The following is a 19,983-nucleotide window of genomic DNA, read 5'->3' on the forward strand; positions in this document are numbered from 1 at the left end:
TCGGCATGTTATATGAAGACGGCATATCATCCGACGTCTCAATCTTTTGAATTCATGATTGCCATCGATGCAGGATCGGGAAATACATATCCTTTAGGCAGCTTCTTCATCAATTCATTCATTACAGCGTAGTCCACGTCGATGTGAGGTGTGGAAACTGGAGTCGAAAACCAGCGGTTGTATAGATCACTCGGTACAAGTAACGTCATATCGTATGTCCTCCTCTGTAGATGGCTTCTTGGTAGACTTGAAATGTACGAAATCCCATCACTTCCAGTGAACGATGTTGTTCAGCCCAAGCTTTCGCCGCCGCCCCCACTGTTCTTCGGGTAACATCATCCTCAAGTAGTGCATCCAACAGTTCACGGAGCGAGTCGACATCCTGCGGAGGAACAACCCATCCCGTACGTCCAGGTTCAACCATCTCGGGCATGCCGGCTGTGCCACTGACGATAACAGGTACACCCGCCAGTTGCGCTTCAGTAACGGAGAACGGCTGGGTGTCCTGCAGACTGGGCTGGACATAGATATCTGCATGGCGCAGGAAGGAAGGAATATTGTCCAGCTTGCCCCAGAACACAACATCAGCTCCAATCCCCGCTGACGCGGCCTGTGACCGCAATTCATCAGTTAAATTGCCTTCTCCTGCGATCCAGCAGACCCAATCGGAACGTTTATTTTTCAGACTGGCTAAGGCCTTGATTAACACATGAACGCCCTTGATGTATTCAAGTCGTCCGGTAAAGGCAATGACTTTCTTGCCCGCAGGTGGTCGCTGGCGGAACTTTACAGCTGCTGAGGCACGGTAGGCTGGGAGATCTACAGCATAGGGAATCTGTCTGAACTTTGATTCAGGAACGGCAAGCTCTGTAAGCGTACTCTTGATCCAGTGGCTTGACACGAGAATGAGCTCGGACTGTGCTGCACTTCGCTCTTCCAATGAGAGAAAATAACGTCCACGCTTGGATTGCAAATATGAAGGGAGAGTAAGTTGTGGGTTGGAATTTTGAGCATCGTAAAAGGCTTCGCGTGCAAGAGCGCCATGATAGCTTGTAACCAGTGGGATATTGCGGTTCAAGATGCGTTTTATGGCTACGGCAGCTACCGGATCTTGCGCATGAATAACGTCATAGTGGTCCACCCCCAGATAAGCGGCTGCCATCTCGAAGGCATATCTATTCAGTTCATAATAAGCGAGAAGAGGATCGGCAGTGAATTGTGGCAGATCAGTCGGATTGAGTTTGGCTTGCAGCATGGGCCACACCTTATCCTTGGAGAAAGCGCGGTTCAGATTACGAACATATACTTCGTTATTGGCACCATTTGTGCCCATGATATCAACCTCTACACCAAGTGCGATTAACCTGTCGGCCAGTTGTTTAACATATGTCCATATGCCTCCCATATGTGTAAGCTCCCAATACGTAACGAGCAGAACTTTCATAGCTACCTCCTTGTCACGGCCTGCACCGGCCGAGCTTCTATCCTTTTATTCTATGAAAAAAGAGGACCGGAAGGTCGGGCATTTCCGTGTAATTGGTCGAAAATGGGTGAATGCAAATGGCAATGGACGAGAGGAAGCATATCCTATGTACAGGAAGGTTCGTGTGCTCCGAAGGAGGGATCTACAGTGGCGGTATATTTACTTGAGATTCATGAGAATCTGTTACAGACATTTGTTCCCGTCAAGTACATGGATGTGGAGTTGGCCTATGTGGGCGGCGAGGAAGGGACGGATGTATTTGTTGGTGGAGCCAGTATTCACGGAGAACTGTATCGACACCTTTTTCACCTAACGTCAAATTCGGGGGGAGCGGGCGGTAATCAGGTCATTCATAATCTGGATGTGTCATCCGAGCCTTATGAACTGAGAATCATCAGCAACACTTCTTCACCGAAGCATCTGGTTATTCGAATATATTGCAGAAGTATTCACGGTCAGACATTGGGCATACTGTCAGAATATCAGATGATGAAGCTTGCAGATTGATATGGACATCATTGCATAATCATGATTAACCAACGTGTGGAGCAGGGAAGGTGCCTGTTCCATTTTTTTGTGGTGCATCCATAGTAGAATTGTCTGAAAAAATAGCTTGACAGCAAAGGTATTTTCATTAGAATTAGATCAGTATTAAACGAAAGTTTAAAACGACGATTTAAAACGATAGTTTGAAATTAGTCGTCAATATAGGCTGAGTGAGACGCATTGATAAGCCTGCGATCTACTGGCTGGAAAAGAGTGTGGAGAACGTGAAAGAACAAACAGCAGTACCCCAGGAGCCGGCAGAGTTTTCGCTTAAAGCCATTATACTGCCACTCCTGGCAATTATCGTCGGAATGATTATGGTTATTCTGGACAGCACGGTGGTGAACGTGGCCATTCCAAATCTGGTTCAATATTTTGAGACGGATCTTAAAACGATCCAATGGACGGTTACGGGTTACACTCTGGCTTTGTCTGCGGTTATTCCACTGGCTGGCTGGTTAACGGACCGCTTTGGTGCCAAAAGAGTATTTTTGTTCACGATTGCCATGTTTACCTTGGGTTCTGTATTATGCTCGATTGCCCAATCACCTGAGCAATTGATCATTTACCGTATCATTCAAGGCCTTGGTGGAGGCATGGTTGCTCCTATTGGTATGGCGATGGTCTTTCGTCTGGCTCCGCCTGAGCGAAGAGGTTCCATCATGGGGATGCTGGGAATTCCGATGTTGCTTGCCCCCGCATTGGGTCCGGTGTTGTCCGGGTGGTTTATTGAATCACTGAGCTGGCACTGGATCTTCCTGATTAACTTGCCCATTGGTATTGCAGCTTTCATTCTATGTATCAAGTTTTTGCCGGATACAGATCGTGGACGCACACCTGCACTGGATCTGCTCGGCATGATTCTGGCGCCAATTGCGTTCTCGATGCTCGCTTACGGTGTGAGTGAGGGTGGAACGAGCTGGACGTCTGCAACAACTTTGACGGGTGTCATTGTGGGTGGTGTAGCGCTCATTTTGTTCATTATTGTGGAGCTTCGTCATCAAAATCCATTGCTCGAACTCCGGGTATTCAAATCATCTGATTTCTCACGGGGAATTATTCTCGCATGGGTGTCACAAGTGGCGCTGTTCGGTGCGATGATCCTGATCCCGCTTTATTTGCAGCAGATTAAAGGGTATACTGCACTGGAAACAGGATTGATTCTACTGCCACAGGCGTTGGCTTCCGGAGTGGGTATGCCGCTTGGTGGTCGATTGTTTGATAAAATCGGTGCTAGACCTCTGGCCTTTGTGGGTCTGGGTATTATCTCGGGAGCATTGTTTATTCTGTCCTCCATTACGGCAGAGACAGGTCTTGGCCTGATTATAACGGCTCTGGTCATGATGGGTCTGGGTATGGGCTTGTCCATGATGCCACTCAATACGCATGTATTAAATGCTGCTCCGCGTAAGTTGGTTGGACGGGTGACACCGCTCACGGCCGCTGCACAGCAAGTGGTCGTGTCCTTTGCGGTTGCAGGGCTTACAGGCTTCCTGACTTCAAGAATCGCAGACAATACAACGAGTACAGAGCCGACCGCTATCGTTCATGGTTTGGTAGCTGGTTTCAATGATACGTTTTTCCTTGCCGCTTGTATTGCATTGTTCGGATGTTTGCTCAGTCTGATTCTGCGCAAACCTAAGCCGATGCCGGAAGAAGAACTTCAAAATGGCGATAAGCCTGATCCCGCGATGATGATGGGACACTAAGACTCTGTAAAAACCATACTAAGGCAGTTCAGAGAAATTTTGCTGAACTGCCTTTTTTGCTATGCTCAATGGAAAATTCGTAGTGCTGTCATCATTTCACGGAAAGAAATGGCATATCGATCTGGTGAAAAAGACAAGCTCATATGCTGTCTGCCCTGAATGCGAATATACTCACGCAGTTTCTTGTTATTCATAAGGTCCCTTGCTTCGGCTACAGCGGCCTCTACATTTCCAATTGGATAAAACTTACCAGTCTTATTATGTGTGATAAATGAACGCACACCATCCGAATCCGTGCTGAGCACCGGGCAGCCACAAGAGATGGCTTCAGCGACGGCATAACCGAATCCTTCAAGCAGGGAAGTGGATAACATGATGCCCCCTGAAGCGGCAATCATGGAATAATATGCAGGCATCTGAGAATGAGGAACATTGATAAAGATGCCAATCCGATCCTCTAGCCCGTATTCTGCCAGCATGTGCCGGAACATGACTTCATCTTCTGGATTAGCCAAAGTTGGATCGTGGAATAACCATAGTCTGGCTTCCGGATTTTTTTTGACGATTTCACTCGATATGATTAGATATTCACGCCAGTTTTTGTTGTGTTCAAGTCGTCCTACCCAAGCCAGCACCGGATAGGGTGGGGTATCCACCAAGATTGGTGCGAAGGTGTCTGTATCCAGCATATTGGGAATAACAAACCGATGAAGCCAGGGACAGATATGAATGAACATATCCAGCAGGTGGTCTGTGGGAGGTATAACGGCAGCATCACAATGAGCTTGGAGGTATGGGACACCCATCTGTATCGTTTCCAGAGCTTGATCGCGCGCTCCGAGTCCCTGCGCTTCAAAAATAATCCGTCCGGTATAACCAAGTCCTCTCAAGCGGCCGGGCATAGCGATGTCTGAAGTGGCAATGATGGCATCATAATGATGAGTATGGATGATATGATGGATATCCTCGTCACTGGACGCGGTGAAAATGGGTGTATCACTGTTGTTCTGCAATCCCGAGCCTGTGCTGAGATACAATAGGTGCGCTTCAATGCCATGGCGTTTCAGAACAGCGGTGCGCAGTCGATTTAACGTATCCACGCCACCGCTCGGAACATAAAACGTGAATAATACTTTCACACGATTCACCCTCTGACTTTTGGTCAGGAGCACATTCTCCTGTACTCTATGTTACGTTGGCTTTAAGCGCAGGGTGTGGGTGTTGGTCAGAATGTTCACATTTTGGACAAATATTTTTAAGCTGCCTTTTAAGTGTCATTAAGCTGAGGCTAGGATAGCTCACGTAATATACAAGGAACTTCCCGTGCCCATCATCTATTACATAAGTTCAACATAACATTTACACGATAACGGAGAGGGCAGAAATAACTTGAAGAAGCGAAGCGTTCACCTTTATCAGCGGATTTTTCCTTCTGAAATGAAGGAATCAAAAAAATCTGGGGATAACAGTGATCGGAAGGTTATTCTGTCATCGGAGTGCAAGTGTAATATTTTCAGTTGAATTTATATAACGAACGATGGTGCACGGGTATTTTAACGGGAAAGGATGAATGATGTGCTCGAAGTGAAACAGGTCAGCAAAGTCTACGAAGGACAACGCGGCGTACATCAACTGGATTTCACCATGGAACGTGGTGAGATTGTTGGCTTTCTGGGACCCAATGGTGCCGGAAAAACAACAACGATGCGTATGATTACGGGTTATGTGCATCCAACCGCGGGTTCCATTATGGTGGATGGAATGTCGGTGCATGAGCAGGGTCAGCGTGTTCGTTCCAAGATTGGGTATCTGCCTGAAACTCCGCCACTCTATCCGGATATGACCGTGCAGTCCTATCTTAAATTCGTAGCCAATTTGCGAGATGTCCCGGCACGTGAGGTTAAGCTACGGGTCAGTGAGATGGTTAGCAGACTTGGACTTCAGGGTCGGGAAAGGCAAATGGTACGTGGGTTATCCAAAGGATACAAGCAACGCCTCGGGCTAGCAGGAGCCATTATTCACAAGCCGGATCTGCTGGTTCTGGATGAGCCAACATCGGGCCTTGATCCAAATCAGATTATTGAGATCAGAGATCTGATTCGAGAACTGGGGGAGAACCATACGGTGCTGCTCAGTACGCATATTTTGCCTGAAGTGAGCACGCTCTGTAATCGAATGTTGATCATCAATCAGGGACAGCTCGTGCTGGATGGTTCACCTCAGCATTTCGGATCAGCAATGGGGGATCAGTTCAAAGTGTCGATTGAAGTGAAGGCCACTGCGGAGCAATTACATAATGTGCTGACACCATGGGAGAAGGTGCGGAGTGAAGTCATTCAAGCGTCGGATGCGAATATTGCCAAAGATACTTCACTTAATTCAGATTCGGCGAATACGGTTAAAATGCTGCTTACTGGAGAAAACTCGGAAGATTTCCGGGAGGAGCTGTTCTACCTTTTGTCAGGTGCAGGATTACCGATACTGGAGATGAAAAAGGAGAACCTGAGTTTGGAGCAAATCTTCCTGAAGCTGACCACAACCGAGGCAACAGACACAGACGCAAATTCGGCAGATGTGGATAAGGTTGTTGGGGCAGAGATGGATCAGGACGTAACTTCGGACATCGACTCTTCGAGTATATCGGGAACATCAGTTAGTACAGCAGCCGATGCTTCGCCCCAAGCTCGCAAAGGGGAGGACTCCAAATGAGACGAATGATGGCGGTATGTAATAAAGAGCTGCAAGCTTATTTTCTGTCACCAACGTCCTATTTTGCTTTTGCCGTATATGTACTGATGACCAGTCTGCTGTTCTATTCAAGCTTTGTATATTACCAGCCGAGTATTGTTGATTATCGTCTCGTGTTGGGCGATACGTTGTCCATGCTGCTATTTGTCGTGCCATTGTTAACGATGCGACTGGTTGCAGAGGAATTTAGACAAGGAACGGATGAATTGTTGCTGACTTCTCCGGCACGAGTAACAGAAATTATTTTTGGCAAATATCTTGCTTCTCTGGCCATTCTGGTCGTGCTCATCCTGTGCAGTCTCGTGTACCCTTTCATCATGTCGTTCTATGGGACATTGGATATGACGACGGTATGGATGTCTGCGCTGGGGTTATTTTTCCTGGGCGGAAGCATGATGGCGATTGGACTGTTCGCTTCTACATTATCCCAGCATCAGATGGTGTCTGCAGTGGCGGGTTTTATTATTTTGCTCGTTTTGTGGATGCTTGATTCATTCGCAGGCAATACAGGTTCTGTTTTACAGCAGTGGCTGGACCCGTTTGCTCTGACCAACCGGTTCGACAGCTTCATGAAAGGTGTGCTTAGTGGGCCGGATATCTTGTATTATGTCACCCTTTCGGGTGTGTTTCTGCTGTTAAGCATTCAAATTGTGGAACGGAAGCGGTGGAGGTGAGAAGATGAAAAAATGGTTAAGTCATACCAACAGTACCGTGCTGTCCGTAGCGGTGATTGGCATCTTTATTTTGCTAACACTGTTCCTGAATTCACTTGGCGGCTTCCAGCTGGATCTGACCTCGAACAAACAATACACGTTATCTGACCAGTCTCTTACTGCGATCAAAAATGTGAAGGATGACGTCAACATTCTGGTGTTAACGGTCGAAAATGCCAACAACACCGTCTTGAACCGTGAGGTCACGGATATGGTTGAGGAATACACGAAACGCAATAGCAAGTTGAAGCTAAAACAGTATAATCTGACGCAGGAACCTGCGCTTGCATCCAAATACGGCATAACAGGCAGCTCCATTGTGCTGGAGCAGGGAGATCAACACAAAGTGATTGATATCGCCAGTCTGTTCACCGCGACAGGGGACGGAAGTGACGGATCATATCAATTCACAGGTGAGGAAAAACTTACGCAGGCGCTCATGAATATGTCATCCACGGAGATGAACAAAATGGTCTTTTTGACTGGGCATGAAGAGCTGAGTCTCGCTCAGATGACTACGCTGCAGTCCTCCTTGGAACAAAATAATCTGCAGACGGAAGAGTTGCAGCTGAATCAAGCTGGTAAGGTTCCAGAAGATGCAGATGTGCTCGCCATTATTGGTCCACAACGTGATCTCAGTGATACGGAAATGAAAGCCATTCGCACATATCTGAGTAATGGAGGCAAGCTGTTATTATCCCTCGGATTTGTAGAAGATATGAAATCCAGTTGGAAAAACATCGATGCCCTCATGGCTGACTATGGTGTCGTTGATGAGCATGCGGTCATGGTGGATAATCAGCAAGCCAGTACGATGGGGCCACTCTGGGTGGTGCCGGAGTATGGTACACATGCAATTACGGACAAACTCGCTGCGAGCCAATTGTATCCGATGTTGTCGCTGTCGATTGCGTTGACCAGCAAAGAACAGGATAAATATACCCTTTCACCGTTAATTCATTCTTCGAATGACAGTTATGGGGAGACGAATATCGGCGGCTTATTGCAGAATGAAACAACCAATGATGCCGAAGAGGACATTCAGGGACCCGTTGAATTAGGATATGCAGCCGATACGACGGATGGTAAACCGAAGGCAGTTATTCTGGGTTCGTCCATTTTCATGCAGGATTCGGAAATTGCGAATGGTGGCAATCGGGACTTTATTTTGAATACGGTAAACTATTTGAGTGAGAAAGAAAATGGATTGACGATTCGTCCACGGGTGCAAGCCGGGTATGAGATGGCATACCTGAATGGCGAACAAGCCAGAACGATTTTCTTCGTGGCTATTGTAGCATTCCCACTCATCTTTGTTATCATTGGTGTACTCTTATGGTGGAGGCGCAGACGAGTATGAGAAAATGGGTCCCAACGATTCTGGTGGTCATCGTACTAATTGTGGGCTGGGTGTACGCGGCCAGTCAAAATTATTTTCGGGAAGAAGAAGCGGTTCAAGCCAAGTTGCTTGGTATTCAATCCGGGGATGTTCAATCTATTACAATACATGACACAACGGAGGAGACATCCGATGTAGCAGCAACTTCGACTTTAACGCTTGAAAATGGCGTATGGCAGATGGTTGAGCCAAAAGCCTATCCTCTGAACGGTTACAGTGTAAGCAGCTGGCTGGATGCTCTGAGTGATGCAAATCAGGAACTGGTGGTGGAAGAAGCGCCGAAGGATCTGAATAAGTACGGATTAGGAACAGATGCTAGACGTATGGATATCAAACTCAAAGATAATCGGGAGATCAAACTGGCTATTGGTGGCCAGCTTCCAGCAGATGATGCACGTTATGTGCGTGTTGATTCGGGCCCTGTGGTTGCAGTGCAGACAGAGGCGATTACCAGCATAGCTTTGTCTCGTCGTGATTTGTTGGACACTACACCTTTCAATATGGATGAGACAAATGTTGGGTCTCTGGAGTGGGAGGGTGAGGCAGCTACCTGGATGTTAAAAACGACATTGGAGAACGATGCGGCAGAACAGACCTGGACACTGAATGGAAAAACGATTGAAGCCACAGATGCCGTATCTCTTATCGGCAAAATCAAAAACCTTTCGACAGCAGATGATGTGCGCAAAGCGTCTGAGCTGAAGAATTCGGTTCCCCGATTCACCCTGTCTGTTGAACAGACGGTCAATGGGCAACAAGTTCGAGATGTGTATCGGGGACTTACGGTGCCATCCGAACCTGATCAGATCTGGGTCATTACACCGGATGGTCAATGGGCATATGGCATGGATGCGACAAGTCTAACGGAAGCCGAGAAATTCCCGGATACAATTAAAGCATCCACAACTTCTTCAGAAGAGTCATCGAGTTCTCCAAAGGACGAAACGACTTCCTCATCAACAGACGGGAAATGAGCGGGGCGGAGGATAAGTGATATTATTGCGTTGAGATGCAAATATTATTTCCAGGCAGTGCTGCGAACTAGCAGCACTGTTTTTTTTTTTTATTGGTGAAGCCCTTGAAGCCCTCACTGTCCAGAGATCAAAACCCAAAGATCAATAAATAAAGACCAAAACCAGAATACCTGAATCTACAGGGTAAGGTACCATATCCTTTCAGCATATCGGCACGTACAGAAGCGCATCCTATCTTTGTGACCAAAACCAACAAACATTGGAGGATGAGTACATGCCAGCAGTCAAAAAGGCAACAGCTATTACGTTATCATTATCTACTGCAATCTTTGTAATGGCCGGTTTGACAGGTTGTGGCACGAATCGGGATACCAACAATATGCATACGCAAAGTGTTCGTCAGCAAGCCAACGGCATTAACCGTTATGGTGTGGAAACAAATGGAATGGATGGCATCCGTGCGAAAAGTTATCGCATGCATAATGTCACTGACCTGAAATCCAGTGAAGAGCTGGCAAAACGCATCACGGAGATGAAGGAAGTAAAATCCGCCCGTGTCATGTTAACGGATCGTAATGCTTATGTGGCTGTTCGTTTGGCAGATGGTCATGCAGGCAAGTTGGAAAGCAAGTCCAATGGTCGTACGAGCATGCTGAATGGAACGATGCGTAATCATGCCAGTGATACCATGCGTGGAGGCAACATGAATCACGATATGGGTGGTATGCGTGTGAATGGTGGTACGGGCACAATGTCTCCGTACAGCACTAGTGGAATTGCTCCAGGACTGAACACAAATTCGGCAACGGATCGCAGCCATATGGGGAATGACCGCAGCATCTATGGAACCATGGGCACAGGCGCCGTTGGTATGATGCGTGGTCTGACAAACAGCGGCAAAGCACGTGGGACGGACGATGGGCATTATGGTATGAAAAGTGAAGGACAACGTGTAGATAGCACGGACGATAACACATCAGCTGAGATTAAGGGTAAGATTTCAGCCAAAATCAAACAGTTTGCACCGAACATCGAGAATGTATATGTATCAGCCAATCCGGATTTTGTGGAGCATGTCGAGAACTATGCCACAGATATTCGTAACGGTAAGCCCGTTAGTGGCATGATTGATACGTTCCAATCGATGGTGGAGCGCATTTTCCCAACGAACGGAACAGATACGAATAACCGTGATGGCATCCTTGACGATGGCCTGATGAACCGTAATCACAACGGTGGTGTCATGAATCGAATGAATCGGTAGTTTTTTGACATGAACAAGTGTGCCTTTGCGCAGATGGTAACATCTGCTGCAGGGGCATGTTTGTCTTACATAATCTCAAATATATAGACAACTGCTCACGTTCTCTTTGGACAATGAATCACATGTTTACTGCCCATTTTTCTTATAAAACTGAACCAACGCCCTTGACCTGACATAAGATGAGTTGACTGTATCCCCTTAACCTTGTTACACCAACACAACCCGAGCAAGGAGGGGTGAACATTGAAGGGTATCGATCATAAAAGCAAATTTTTGTTGACCCACCGTGAACGCGAAGTATTCGAATTACTGGTTCAAGACAAAACAACGCGTGACATCGCAGGGCAGTTATTCATCAGCGAGAAAACGGTGCGTAACCATATTTCGAATGTGATGCAGAAACTCAATGTTAAGGGTCGTTCGCAGGCAGTTGTCGAGCTGATTAAGCTTGGAGAACTGAAGATTTAGTTGCGAATTACAGTTAGGATTAAGTAGCAGCATGAAAGCCTTTCTCTATTCTTTGTTATGAAGAATGGGGCAAGGCTTTTTTGCTGCTGATTTATAGTTTATTACATCAGATGATCCGCTGCTCCGGGATTGAGTCACCCAACCATGGTGTACAAAAATAAGCCACGCAACGACAACCATCAAAGGTTATCATTACATGGCTTATGTTGAAAATTGGACATTCATTAATTCAAAGTCATTTTTGCATGAGGCTCCTGAGAAAAATTCTTCTACAACCTCAACATCGCTTCTGCTCGTATGAAATACATATAACTCGCGTGTCGGATGGAGCTTGTGCAGTTCTTTATAACCGCTCCAGGCTTCTTGAGGATTATCATAGTTTTGAATAACCGCTATATCCTCTAGTTGACGGACACGGTTGCTGGAACTTGCCTTGATTGCTTCCACAAGCACAAAACGATCTGGGTGTAATTCAGTAATCTCTCCCCATTTCATCGGTGTCACCTCGCTTGGATAGTCGTATTTTTATTATAGCATAGTTGTTTAAGGGTGTAAGAAGTAAGCACGTTATTTGTAATTATGTGGTACCTTGTAGTTATTGAGAGACCTATATAGCAACAGGGCGGGGATATGAATATCTCGTTAAAGTTTTTGGGCCCAATTAATTTATGGTTTGAACAGACAATTGAATCTTAAACTGTATTAGCATGAAAGGATGAGCTGAGTGGACCGTTTTTTAAATGAATTTGAAAACCAATTTCGAGCGGGGTTTCTACCCGATCTGGAACAAACGCTGTCTAAAGTGCAGGATGAGAAAGTATATGCTTGTGCCTTTGGAACAGACAGTGATTGGGTTACCCTGTTTTTGGCGGTAAATACAGAGGAATCCCTGGCTGGGCATATTTCGAGTATGAATGAGCAAGGGCTGTGTGATAGCGAGCAGGACGAGATCTATTACAGATGGGGCTGCTCCGAATATCAATATGGCGAGGAGACACACTTTAACCATATCAGTCGATTGTTGTATGCAACAGAGGATGTCCAGAAGTATAAAGATGAGATCATTCGAATCATTGCCAAAGTTGTGAATGAGACAGCAGATGAAGTTTTTGCCCGATATGGTCAAACCAAAGCAGACATTACGTTCTTCGTTTCTCTCACAGATGACGATTTGGCGGAGGAGATTGAGAATCAATCGGTTCATCACATGACTGTCCCCAGCTTAGCTAGCAAGTTCTTAAAACGATATGATGGCATCAATTAGAACGAGCTAACTTGAATCAAAATGAATTGAATCGTTGTACCCCGAAAGTCTTTCCTATTCTTTCATTCAAAGAAGGGAAGAGGCTTTTTTGTTTTACGTGAAAAAATGAAACAACCGCTCCATAATAGTTTATCACTTATAGATTCCTATTCATTTGAATGAACTTCCTCCATCTTTTCTTCGAAAATGGCTGATAAAATAGCTGCTCCAGCTGCTCAAACTGGGCTTCGTTTAGATGAAGATGGAGTGCTCTTTTCGCAATTTTGGCAGCAGGCTGGGAAGAAGATTTTCGGCCTCCGGCTTTTCGTTTGATCGGAATATGAAATTGCAGCATGTCTTCAAGTTGATTCCAGCCTTCCCAACTCAGCCGACCTCCGCGTTTCCAGTCAATAGCATAGAGGGTATAATAGGCGCGTCCTTCTGTTTGTTTGGTGGCAATAATCCAGGTGGAAGGAATGAACTTTCTCCGTTGTCTTCGATTCATTGAATTGCTCCTTCTTTTGATATTGCAAAAGCCATGGGAAATTCCTCTTGATTTGCAGGATCGTCTTGATTAGAATAAACTTATAAAAATGATTTTCTTAATTTATTAAAAATAAATAAAAATAATTTTCATAAAGTGAGGTCCTCATGGCAGCCATATTACGTGCGTTGCAGCAAGAACTGAATAACCTTCCGTCTCAGGAGCGACGTATTGCCGAAGTCATTATGCAATCTCCATCGGACATTCCAGGTTGGACGATTAGTCATCTGGCAGAGCAGAGTGGCACAAGTGCGGCGACGGTAACCCGCTTTTGCAAGTCGTTTCATTTCAAAGGTTTTCCCGATTTCAAAATGAAACTCGCCGCAGAATTGTCCCACGCATCTGATGAAACGGCGTATCAGGATATTGTAGCGGGCAATTCCCTATCCAAAATTGTTGAAGCTATCGAAGCCAACCACCTCGCGTCTATTGCAGATACCACCCGTTTGCTGGATTTGGGCAGATTGGAGCAAGCCGTTCAATTATTGTGCCAGGCTCGCCGCATCGACCTGTACGGTGTGGCCACCTCTTCGATTGTTACACAGGATTTCTATCAGAAACTTGTGCGGATCGGCAAGAGCTGTACGGCTTTCTCCGACTCACACATGCAGATTACATCCGCATCTTCGCTCGCCGAGGGAGATGTGGCGATGGCCGTATCCTATTCGGGCGAAACACCAGAAACCATCGATGCCCTGCATTGTGCCAAACAGGCCGGAGCTTCTACGATTTCACTGACTTCCTACGGAAGTAACACACTCGCAACGGTAGCGGATATCCCATTGTTCACCTCTTCTCTGGAAGAAGGCATGAGGCGTGGAGATATGGCTTCCCGTATTGCACTCCTGCATGTGGTCGATATTTTGTTCACAGGCATGGTAAGTGCCGACTTCGACCGTTTTATCCCCAGACTGGAACAATCCTATCACAATGTGCAATCTTATCGAGTCCAACACAACGGAGGTGCCTGACAGATGAAGATGAATATACGCATTTTTGAAAATGAAGAAGATTTGAACGCCACAGGTGCTGGCCTCATTGCCAGCTTGTTGCAGACCAAACCACGGGCTGTATTGGGGCTTGCTACAGGAAGTTCTCCTGTAGGCATATATAAACAGCTTATCACGTTATATCAGAAGGGGCTTGTCAGCTTTTCACAGGCTTCTTCTTTTAATCTCGATGAGTATGTTGGACTTCCAACAGAACATCGTGAAAGTTACCGTAGTTTCATGAACGAACAATTATTCAATCATATCGATGTAGATATTGCTAGAACGCAAGTGCCTGATGGTCAGGCTGCAGATCTGGAACAGGAATGTAATTCCTATGAACAACGGCTGGACGATCGTGGACCGGTAGACCTTCAACTGTTGGGTATTGGACATAATGGTCATATTGGCTTCAATGAACCGGGAACTGAACTTACAGGACGAACACATGTCGTGGATTTGAAAGAAGAGACGAGAAAGGCAAACGCACGCTTCTTTGACAGCATTGATGAAGTTCCGGCTCAGGCGATTACAATGGGTGTCGGTACCATTTTGAAAGCCAAACAGATTCTGCTCATTGCCCGTGGCGAGGAAAAAGCCGAGATTATTCGCGAAGCTTTTATGGGCCCAATCACAACGGCCTGTCCTGCATCGCTTTTGCAATGTCATCCAAATGTGGTGGTGTTGCTGGACCGTGCGGCAGGGAGGCTGGTGAGATGACCGAGGAGAATAGCCATGTTAGCTGGGGCCAGCGTGATGAAAATATTTCTCTTCTTCGGGGCAAGCTGCTCCTTGCAGATGAAATACTGGAAGACGGTGTAATAGCCTGGAGGGATGGGGAAATCCTTTATGCCGGGATACCGGAAGGTCTTCCTGAACGGATTCGAAGCGAGGCTTTTCCGCTGTCAGTACCGGAATGTGGTCTCATTGTGCCTGGATTCATTGATATCCATGTGCATGGTGGGAACGGAGAAGACTTTATGGACGCAAGCCCGGAGGTGCTGGACAAGATCTCTTCTTTTCATAGTACGCAGGGAACAACAGCGATGCTTGCAACTTCCATGACGGCTCCGAAAGAGCGACTGGATAACGTACTTGCTGAAGTGGACCGCTATCGTTCGAGTGAAATGCCCTATGCACAGCTTGAGGGTGTGCACCTGGAAGGTCCGTTTTTTAGTCCGAAATGGCCTGGAGCGCAAAATCCGGAACACATCATTCTGCCTGATGTATCTTGGCTCGAAGCATGGGAGAAGCAATATCCTGGCCTGATCCGTCAAGTTACGTTGGCACCGGAACGTGAAGGCGCGTTGGAAGTCATTTCATGGCTGCGAGAACAACGGATTACAGCGGCACTCGGCCATACAGATGCGACCTATGAAGAGGTGGAGCGGGCAGTGGAAGCCGGACTGCATCATGCGGTACATACATTCAATGCCATGACACCGTTGCATCATCGGCTACCCGGGGCTGCCGGAGCCGTGCTGAGTGATCCGCGCATCAGTGCTGAGGTGATTGCCGATGGTATTCACGTACACCCTGCGGCGATCTCGATCCTCGCTCAGCTGAAGCAACATGATGATCAACTCGTGTTGATTACAGATGCCATGTCTGCTACGGGATTGGATGATGGGGAGTACAAAATCGGCGACCTGCCCGTAATTGTGAAGCATGGCGAGGCCAGACTGAAGGACGGCGGCGCACTGGCGGGAAGTACGTTGACAATGATTCGCGGTTTCCGTTACCTGATACAGGAAGTGGGCTTGAGTCTGAACGCTGCATCACGTGCAGCAAGTCTGACCCCGGCACGCCTGCTGGGCATTGATCATCGGACAGGTTCCCTGGCTCAAGGCAAGCAGGCAGATATCGTTTTGCTGAATGCGGAGCTGGATATTGAGGGTGTGTGGGTGAAGGGAAGGTCAATAATATAACATTTATTGTGATATTATTTTGTTCTAGTGGTTTAGCAATAAAAAGTTAAGTACAAATAATATTAATAACATTTAAAAAAGAGACAGGAAGTCTCTTTTTTTTTTAACTTTTGTTCCAACTCTAGATGAATTTTCTGAATTCATCTTTTCTATTCCTGAAATAAAAATCCTGATAGGATAAATAAGTTGAATTAAAAATCTACATATAGTATATTCTTATTGTATTTTATACTATATTTAGATCGTGAGGGGAACTGATGTCAATATTCGAGGCGGTTTTTAGAGATGCATATGCAGATACAGAGGAACTAATATTTGTCGATTCGATTGAAAAACACAAAGAATTTAATAGAGTAAGAAGTAGTATTTTTTGTACATATGAGAACTGTGAAGCCCAGTTAGAATATGTGCCTCAGGGAAAACGCAAAGCTCATTTTAAGACATGGCCCAAGCAGGACCATACTCCAGATTGTATTGATTATTTTGAACGAGAGAAGAAAGCTAGAGGGCAAAAGAACTCAGCTACCACAACCATGGCGCTTTCAGATAAGCATATTGCCGATGTGCTTAATGATATGAAGCGTAAACGGAAAAGCCAAGAAGATGATTTCAATGGGCAAAGTAGAAAAACAAAGAAAAATAAAAAAAATAAAACTGTTGATCCATCACAACCTTCAACCAATGGAGTTAACATTGTGCCAACTACAGGATTAGGAGCAGATATGCAGGAAGGCGAAGTTAAGGGCAAGTCGCCATCTGTTAGGAGAAGAACTTTGTTACTCCTTAACGATGATGATATCGGGTTTACAAGGGCAATTCCTGATGGATTAATTGAGTCTATTGATATTAATACAGACAGGGTGGTTATCGCAATAAGTAGTGGTAGTAAATCTTGTAATATTTATTTTGAAGAGTTTTTCTTTTCATCGGCTCCTGCTAATTTTATCGAAAGATTCAAAGATCTGGAGAAGATAGTTGATTTGAATATAAAATTAAATTTAAGTTGTGTTGGTGAAGTAGTTCGAAGAAATAATGAATTACATTTACTTGTAAACAAGCATATAGCTTTTAGAGTAGAAGATTTATATTTAACAATTTTTTTAGATAATTATAATCGCGGTCAATAATGGTAAACTTCGAGTTTAGGATCTTTTGAGGATATTCAGTAGTAAGCTGAGTTCCAACAATTACTGTCCCACAGGCAACACCCTGCACAATATGTTAAAATAGATCTCAAAAAGACGGGATCTGCGGATCACGCATAACGGAGGCGTGAAACATGGAACGTAACGCTATGCTCGAACATGATCCGTTCATCACAGTGTTGGCGGAGAAGTTGCACATACACGGATATTATGCCTTTTATGGCGAGCATTACAATGAGACCGATATGGAGCTGTACCGCAGGCATCTGTTCACATCATTCAGCAACATCGTATGGGTAGAGCTGGATTCACGCAAAAAGTATATGATTGTCGATCATCGTGGACGCAACACAGTCATGAAACTGATCGAGGGTATGCTGAATACACGTAGAACGCTGCGAGCAAATCAGGCAATGGCAGGTACGGACACCTCTGGAGTCCAGCAGGAGATCGCACATTTATCCAAGCTAGTGCACATGCTGAAGTTCACAACATTCCGCACTTAAGCGAAGTGTGATATGTAGGCTGTAATAAGCAGCGTGAGTAGTGCTAACGAATCTGTGAAGCCTTATTCCAATGATTTGGCAGTCATAGAAAATGTAACGAATCTCAGACACGCTATTTAATGCAATTTAACGATATTTCGTTACTTAAACATGTCTAAAGCGCAAATAAGATGTCTACGATTCGTTAGATTTTCAAACCTGCGAAATTTCAAGTAATAAGGTTTGTGAGGTTCTTTAGACGACAGTTGGCAATCTCGATGAAAGCTATGGGTTGGACTTAGATAGTACACGAGTAAACGAAAGAGAGAGTCCTGTCATAGCTGACGGAACTCTCTCTATTTTCTTTATACAACGACTAATCAGTTCAGCAACAACCATATTCACTCATTATCTCGTTCAACGGGGATGCAAGCTTCTGAAGCTAACTCATGTAGTAACTCATATCTTACTAACTTGGCACAATCCATAGAATTAAGATAACAAAGCTTCCTAAAGATCACAAAGTTACTCACCGAATTCTATAGATATCTCCAAAGATCTATCCCCATCCACAGATCCATCCAACATTTTTCATTCATCTAATGTCTGAATCCTCTTTGAAGTGGTCATCTAAACGAAGTCACAAAACTACTGAACAGCGTCCGAACATCATACTGATACTTATTGATCGGCTCAATTGGCCGGTTCTCTCCGAGAAGAGTGTAGACGGCGATCCGTGCTGCCCGGACCGAATATTCTTCTGTGAATACCACGTCATCGGGAATTTCGCAGAATTGGCTGATAAAGGCCAGATTGGTGGAGCCTTCAGGTACAACCTTCGGTCTGTCGCTGTTTAGTCTAGGCATGAATTGCGCTGTAATGTATGGCATCATGCAAGGAATGCAGTTGGCGGTAGCCATGATGTCCTCTTGATGTTCCTGAAAATGAAGATGGCCGATCAACTCCTGCATAATCTCTTCCCCTGTACAGTCGCACATTCTTTTCTTCACGTAATCGCCCACGTTATCCGGGTATAATCCGTATCCCCAGAATACGTTGACATGCTCTGGCTGACCGCGGAAGTGCGGTTGAAAGGCTAGAACGACAGACATGAACCAGCTGGAGTCCTTGAAAGTAATCAGAGCACCAGTACCTGCCCGGTTACGTGTTAATTTCTCCATCAGATCGAAGAAGACCGAATCCTGGAAGGTGACCGTAAACGATTCCCATTTGGACTCATCCACATGATCATTAAAAGAAGAAGGGTTGCCCAGCAGTGGTTTCTTGGCGGCAATGTTCTCCCACAGCTTCCATGAGCTGCCCTTGCCGTTCAGTTTCGGTGCGGAAGTCATGGAGCCGATATCAGCCCCTTCGGTCATCGAACCATTTGTGACAATGACCAGATCACCTTCGAGGATGTCAATGACTTCCTCTTCACCTCCCCTGAGCACATGCATCCGACTTACCGTAATGCCGTCTCCGTCTTTGAAATCCAGATCGGTAACCGTACATTTCAGCGTGAAATCTACGCCAAACGGCTCCAGGTAGTTATGCAATGGCAGGATAATCGAGTCATATTGGTTGAACGGTGTGCGGGTGACACCTTCCAGCGTTTGAATTCTTGGGAATTCGTGAAAAAAGCGAAGCATGTATCTTTTGAATTCCACGGCGCTATGCCAAGGCTGGAAAGCGAAGGTGGTCGCCCACATATACCAGAAGTTTGTTTTGAAAAAATGAGGGCCAAACCAGTCGTTGATTCGCAATTTACCCAGTGTGTCTTCAGGAGTAATAATCAGTTTGCCCATCGACAAACGGTCCGCCATATCAAAACCCATGGAGAGCACATCTTCGATCTTGCCGTCACGGTTGATGAGCCGCGCATTGGAATGTGTGGGATTGGCATCGTCAAATTCAGTGATTTCCTGTCGGACAGATATGCCCGGACGGTCGATGGAAGGGATGGAAGCCAGCAACTCCCACAGATTCTCATAGGCCTCGTCATTGAGCATCCGTCCGCCGCGGATGATATATCCTTGATCGGGATTACCAGCACCGTCATTGCTGCCGCCGAGAATCGGCATTTCTTCGATAATGTGAATATGTTCTCCGGGAAAGTCACAATCTCTAACCAGATAAGCTGCACCCGCCAAAGATGCAATGCCGCCGCCTACAAAATAGACCTGTTTATTACCATGTTCTTTCTTCACGATCATTCGCCTCCAAAAGTTACTGTAATCACATCCCTAATGTAAACCTTGCAGGTTCCGTAAGGTATGATCAAAAGAACGGTGGTGTCCAATTTTTAGTCACTTTTGGAAAAGTGTCTAAAAATCAGGCTTAGATCA

General features: G+C 45.7%; 20 protein-coding genes. 14 read left to right on the forward strand and 6 right to left on the reverse strand.

The genetic code is table 11. The features are described 5' to 3' along the window. Positions 1-38 precede the first annotated feature (38 nt). Both CXK86_RS32135 and CXK86_RS19045 read right to left on the reverse strand, forming a co-directional pair. Positions 39-209: a hypothetical protein gene (locus tag CXK86_RS32135; RefSeq protein ID WP_167483784.1), complete on the reverse strand. Its 171-nt coding sequence runs from the start codon at positions 207-209 to the stop codon at positions 39-41. Next, positions 206-1,444, reverse strand: coding sequence for a glycosyltransferase family 4 protein (locus CXK86_RS19045; RefSeq protein ID WP_101314264.1), 1,239 nt, complete (start codon positions 1,442-1,444; stop codon positions 206-208). Before CXK86_RS19045 ends, CXK86_RS32135 begins: the two co-directional genes overlap by 4 nt. Before the next feature lie 186 nt (positions 1,445-1,630). Here CXK86_RS19045 and CXK86_RS19050 point away from each other — a divergent pair, with 186 nt between their 5' ends. Further along, positions 1,631-1,990 (forward strand): hypothetical protein, encoded by a 360-nt coding sequence (locus tag CXK86_RS19050; protein ID WP_101314265.1) that lies wholly within the window; start codon positions 1,631-1,633, stop codon positions 1,988-1,990. A 263-nt stretch (positions 1,991-2,253) separates the two neighbouring features. Then, positions 2,254-3,738 carry a DHA2 family efflux MFS transporter permease subunit gene (locus CXK86_RS19055; RefSeq protein ID WP_036673588.1) on the forward strand — a complete coding sequence of 495 codons (1,485 nt, stop codon included), beginning with the start codon at positions 2,254-2,256 and terminating at the stop codon, positions 3,736-3,738. Positions 3,739-3,803: 65 nt separating this feature from the next. On the opposite strand, the gene CXK86_RS19060 is transcribed toward CXK86_RS19055, so the two are convergent. Continuing rightward, a complete protein-coding gene (locus CXK86_RS19060; RefSeq protein WP_235193923.1) occupies positions 3,804-4,877 on the reverse strand; it encodes a glycosyltransferase family 4 protein in 1,074 nt (357 codons plus the stop codon). 436 nt (positions 4,878-5,313) lie between these two features. On the opposite strand from CXK86_RS19060, the gene CXK86_RS19065 reads away from it, so the two are divergent. The 6 genes from CXK86_RS19065 (at position 5,314) to CXK86_RS19090 (ending at position 11,304) form a co-directional block, all read left to right on the forward strand. Then, positions 5,314-6,447 (forward strand): ABC transporter ATP-binding protein, encoded by a 1,134-nt coding sequence (locus CXK86_RS19065; protein WP_101314266.1) that lies wholly within the window; start codon positions 5,314-5,316, stop codon positions 6,445-6,447. Then, the gene (locus CXK86_RS19070) at positions 6,444-7,160 is read left to right on the forward strand and encodes an ABC transporter permease subunit (protein WP_047841224.1); all 717 of its coding nucleotides are present in this window, start codon (positions 6,444-6,446) and stop codon (positions 7,158-7,160) included. Before CXK86_RS19065 ends, CXK86_RS19070 begins: the two co-directional genes overlap by 4 nt. 4 nt (positions 7,161-7,164) lie before the next feature. Beyond that, positions 7,165-8,559, forward strand: a complete 1,395-nt coding sequence (locus CXK86_RS19075; RefSeq protein ID WP_101314267.1) for a GldG family protein — start codon at positions 7,165-7,167, stop codon at positions 8,557-8,559. Continuing rightward, on the forward strand, positions 8,556-9,572 hold the full coding sequence (locus tag CXK86_RS19080) for a DUF4340 domain-containing protein (protein ID WP_180361796.1): 1,017 nt from the start codon (positions 8,556-8,558) through the stop codon (positions 9,570-9,572). The genes CXK86_RS19075 and CXK86_RS19080 overlap by 4 nt, the downstream gene beginning before the upstream one ends. A gap of 274 nt (positions 9,573-9,846) precedes the next feature. Further along, on the forward strand, positions 9,847-10,836 hold the full coding sequence (locus tag CXK86_RS19085) for a YhcN/YlaJ family sporulation lipoprotein (RefSeq protein WP_051449926.1): 990 nt from the start codon (positions 9,847-9,849) through the stop codon (positions 10,834-10,836). Positions 10,837-11,079: 243 nt separating this feature from the next. Continuing rightward, positions 11,080-11,304: a helix-turn-helix domain-containing protein gene (locus tag CXK86_RS19090; protein WP_017692532.1), complete on the forward strand. Its 225-nt coding sequence runs from the start codon at positions 11,080-11,082 to the stop codon at positions 11,302-11,304. A gap of 201 nt (positions 11,305-11,505) precedes the next feature. Here CXK86_RS19090 and CXK86_RS19095 read toward each other — a convergent pair whose 3' ends face one another. Continuing rightward, positions 11,506-11,799 carry a hypothetical protein gene (locus tag CXK86_RS19095; protein ID WP_051449941.1) on the reverse strand — a complete coding sequence of 98 codons (294 nt, stop codon included), beginning with the start codon at positions 11,797-11,799 and terminating at the stop codon, positions 11,506-11,508. 229 nt (positions 11,800-12,028) lie between these two features. On the opposite strand from CXK86_RS19095, the gene CXK86_RS19100 reads away from it, so the two are divergent. Then, positions 12,029-12,568, forward strand: a complete 540-nt coding sequence (locus tag CXK86_RS19100; RefSeq protein WP_101314269.1) for a DUF4303 domain-containing protein — start codon at positions 12,029-12,031, stop codon at positions 12,566-12,568. Between the two features lie 136 nt (positions 12,569-12,704). Here CXK86_RS19100 and CXK86_RS19105 read toward each other — a convergent pair whose 3' ends face one another. Continuing rightward, on the reverse strand, positions 12,705-13,052 hold the full coding sequence (locus tag CXK86_RS19105) for a hypothetical protein (protein ID WP_101314270.1): 348 nt from the start codon (positions 13,050-13,052) through the stop codon (positions 12,705-12,707). Positions 13,053-13,198: 146 nt separating this feature from the next. Here CXK86_RS19105 and CXK86_RS19110 point away from each other — a divergent pair, with 146 nt between their 5' ends. From CXK86_RS19110 to CXK86_RS19130, 5 genes are all read left to right on the forward strand, one after another. Continuing rightward, on the forward strand, positions 13,199-14,062 hold the full coding sequence (locus CXK86_RS19110) for a MurR/RpiR family transcriptional regulator (RefSeq protein WP_101314271.1): 864 nt from the start codon (positions 13,199-13,201) through the stop codon (positions 14,060-14,062). A gap of 9 nt (positions 14,063-14,071) precedes the next feature. Continuing rightward, complete coding sequence (gene nagB / locus CXK86_RS19115) at positions 14,072-14,800, forward strand: glucosamine-6-phosphate deaminase (protein ID WP_076319846.1); 729 nt, start codon at positions 14,072-14,074, stop codon at positions 14,798-14,800. Further along, positions 14,797-16,008 (forward strand): N-acetylglucosamine-6-phosphate deacetylase, encoded by a 1,212-nt coding sequence (gene nagA, locus CXK86_RS19120; protein WP_101314272.1) that lies wholly within the window; start codon positions 14,797-14,799, stop codon positions 16,006-16,008. The genes nagB and nagA overlap by 4 nt, the downstream gene beginning before the upstream one ends. 257 nt (positions 16,009-16,265) lie before the next feature. Continuing rightward, the gene (locus tag CXK86_RS19125) at positions 16,266-17,135 is read left to right on the forward strand and encodes a hypothetical protein (protein ID WP_101314273.1); all 870 of its coding nucleotides are present in this window, start codon (positions 16,266-16,268) and stop codon (positions 17,133-17,135) included. A 152-nt stretch (positions 17,136-17,287) separates the two neighbouring features. Beyond that, a complete protein-coding gene (locus CXK86_RS19130) occupies positions 17,288-17,659 on the forward strand; it encodes a hypothetical protein (protein WP_101314274.1) in 372 nt (123 codons plus the stop codon). Positions 17,660-18,264: 605 nt separating this feature from the next. On the opposite strand, the gene CXK86_RS19135 is transcribed toward CXK86_RS19130, so the two are convergent. Next, complete coding sequence (locus CXK86_RS19135; RefSeq protein WP_101314275.1) at positions 18,265-19,851, reverse strand: oleate hydratase; 1,587 nt, start codon at positions 19,849-19,851, stop codon at positions 18,265-18,267. Positions 19,852-19,983: the final 132 nt, after the last annotated feature.

The sequence above is a fragment of the Paenibacillus sp. BGI2013 genome (genome assembly GCF_002843485.1).
Taxonomy (GTDB): Bacteria; Bacillota; Bacilli; order Paenibacillales; family Paenibacillaceae; genus Paenibacillus; species Paenibacillus amylolyticus.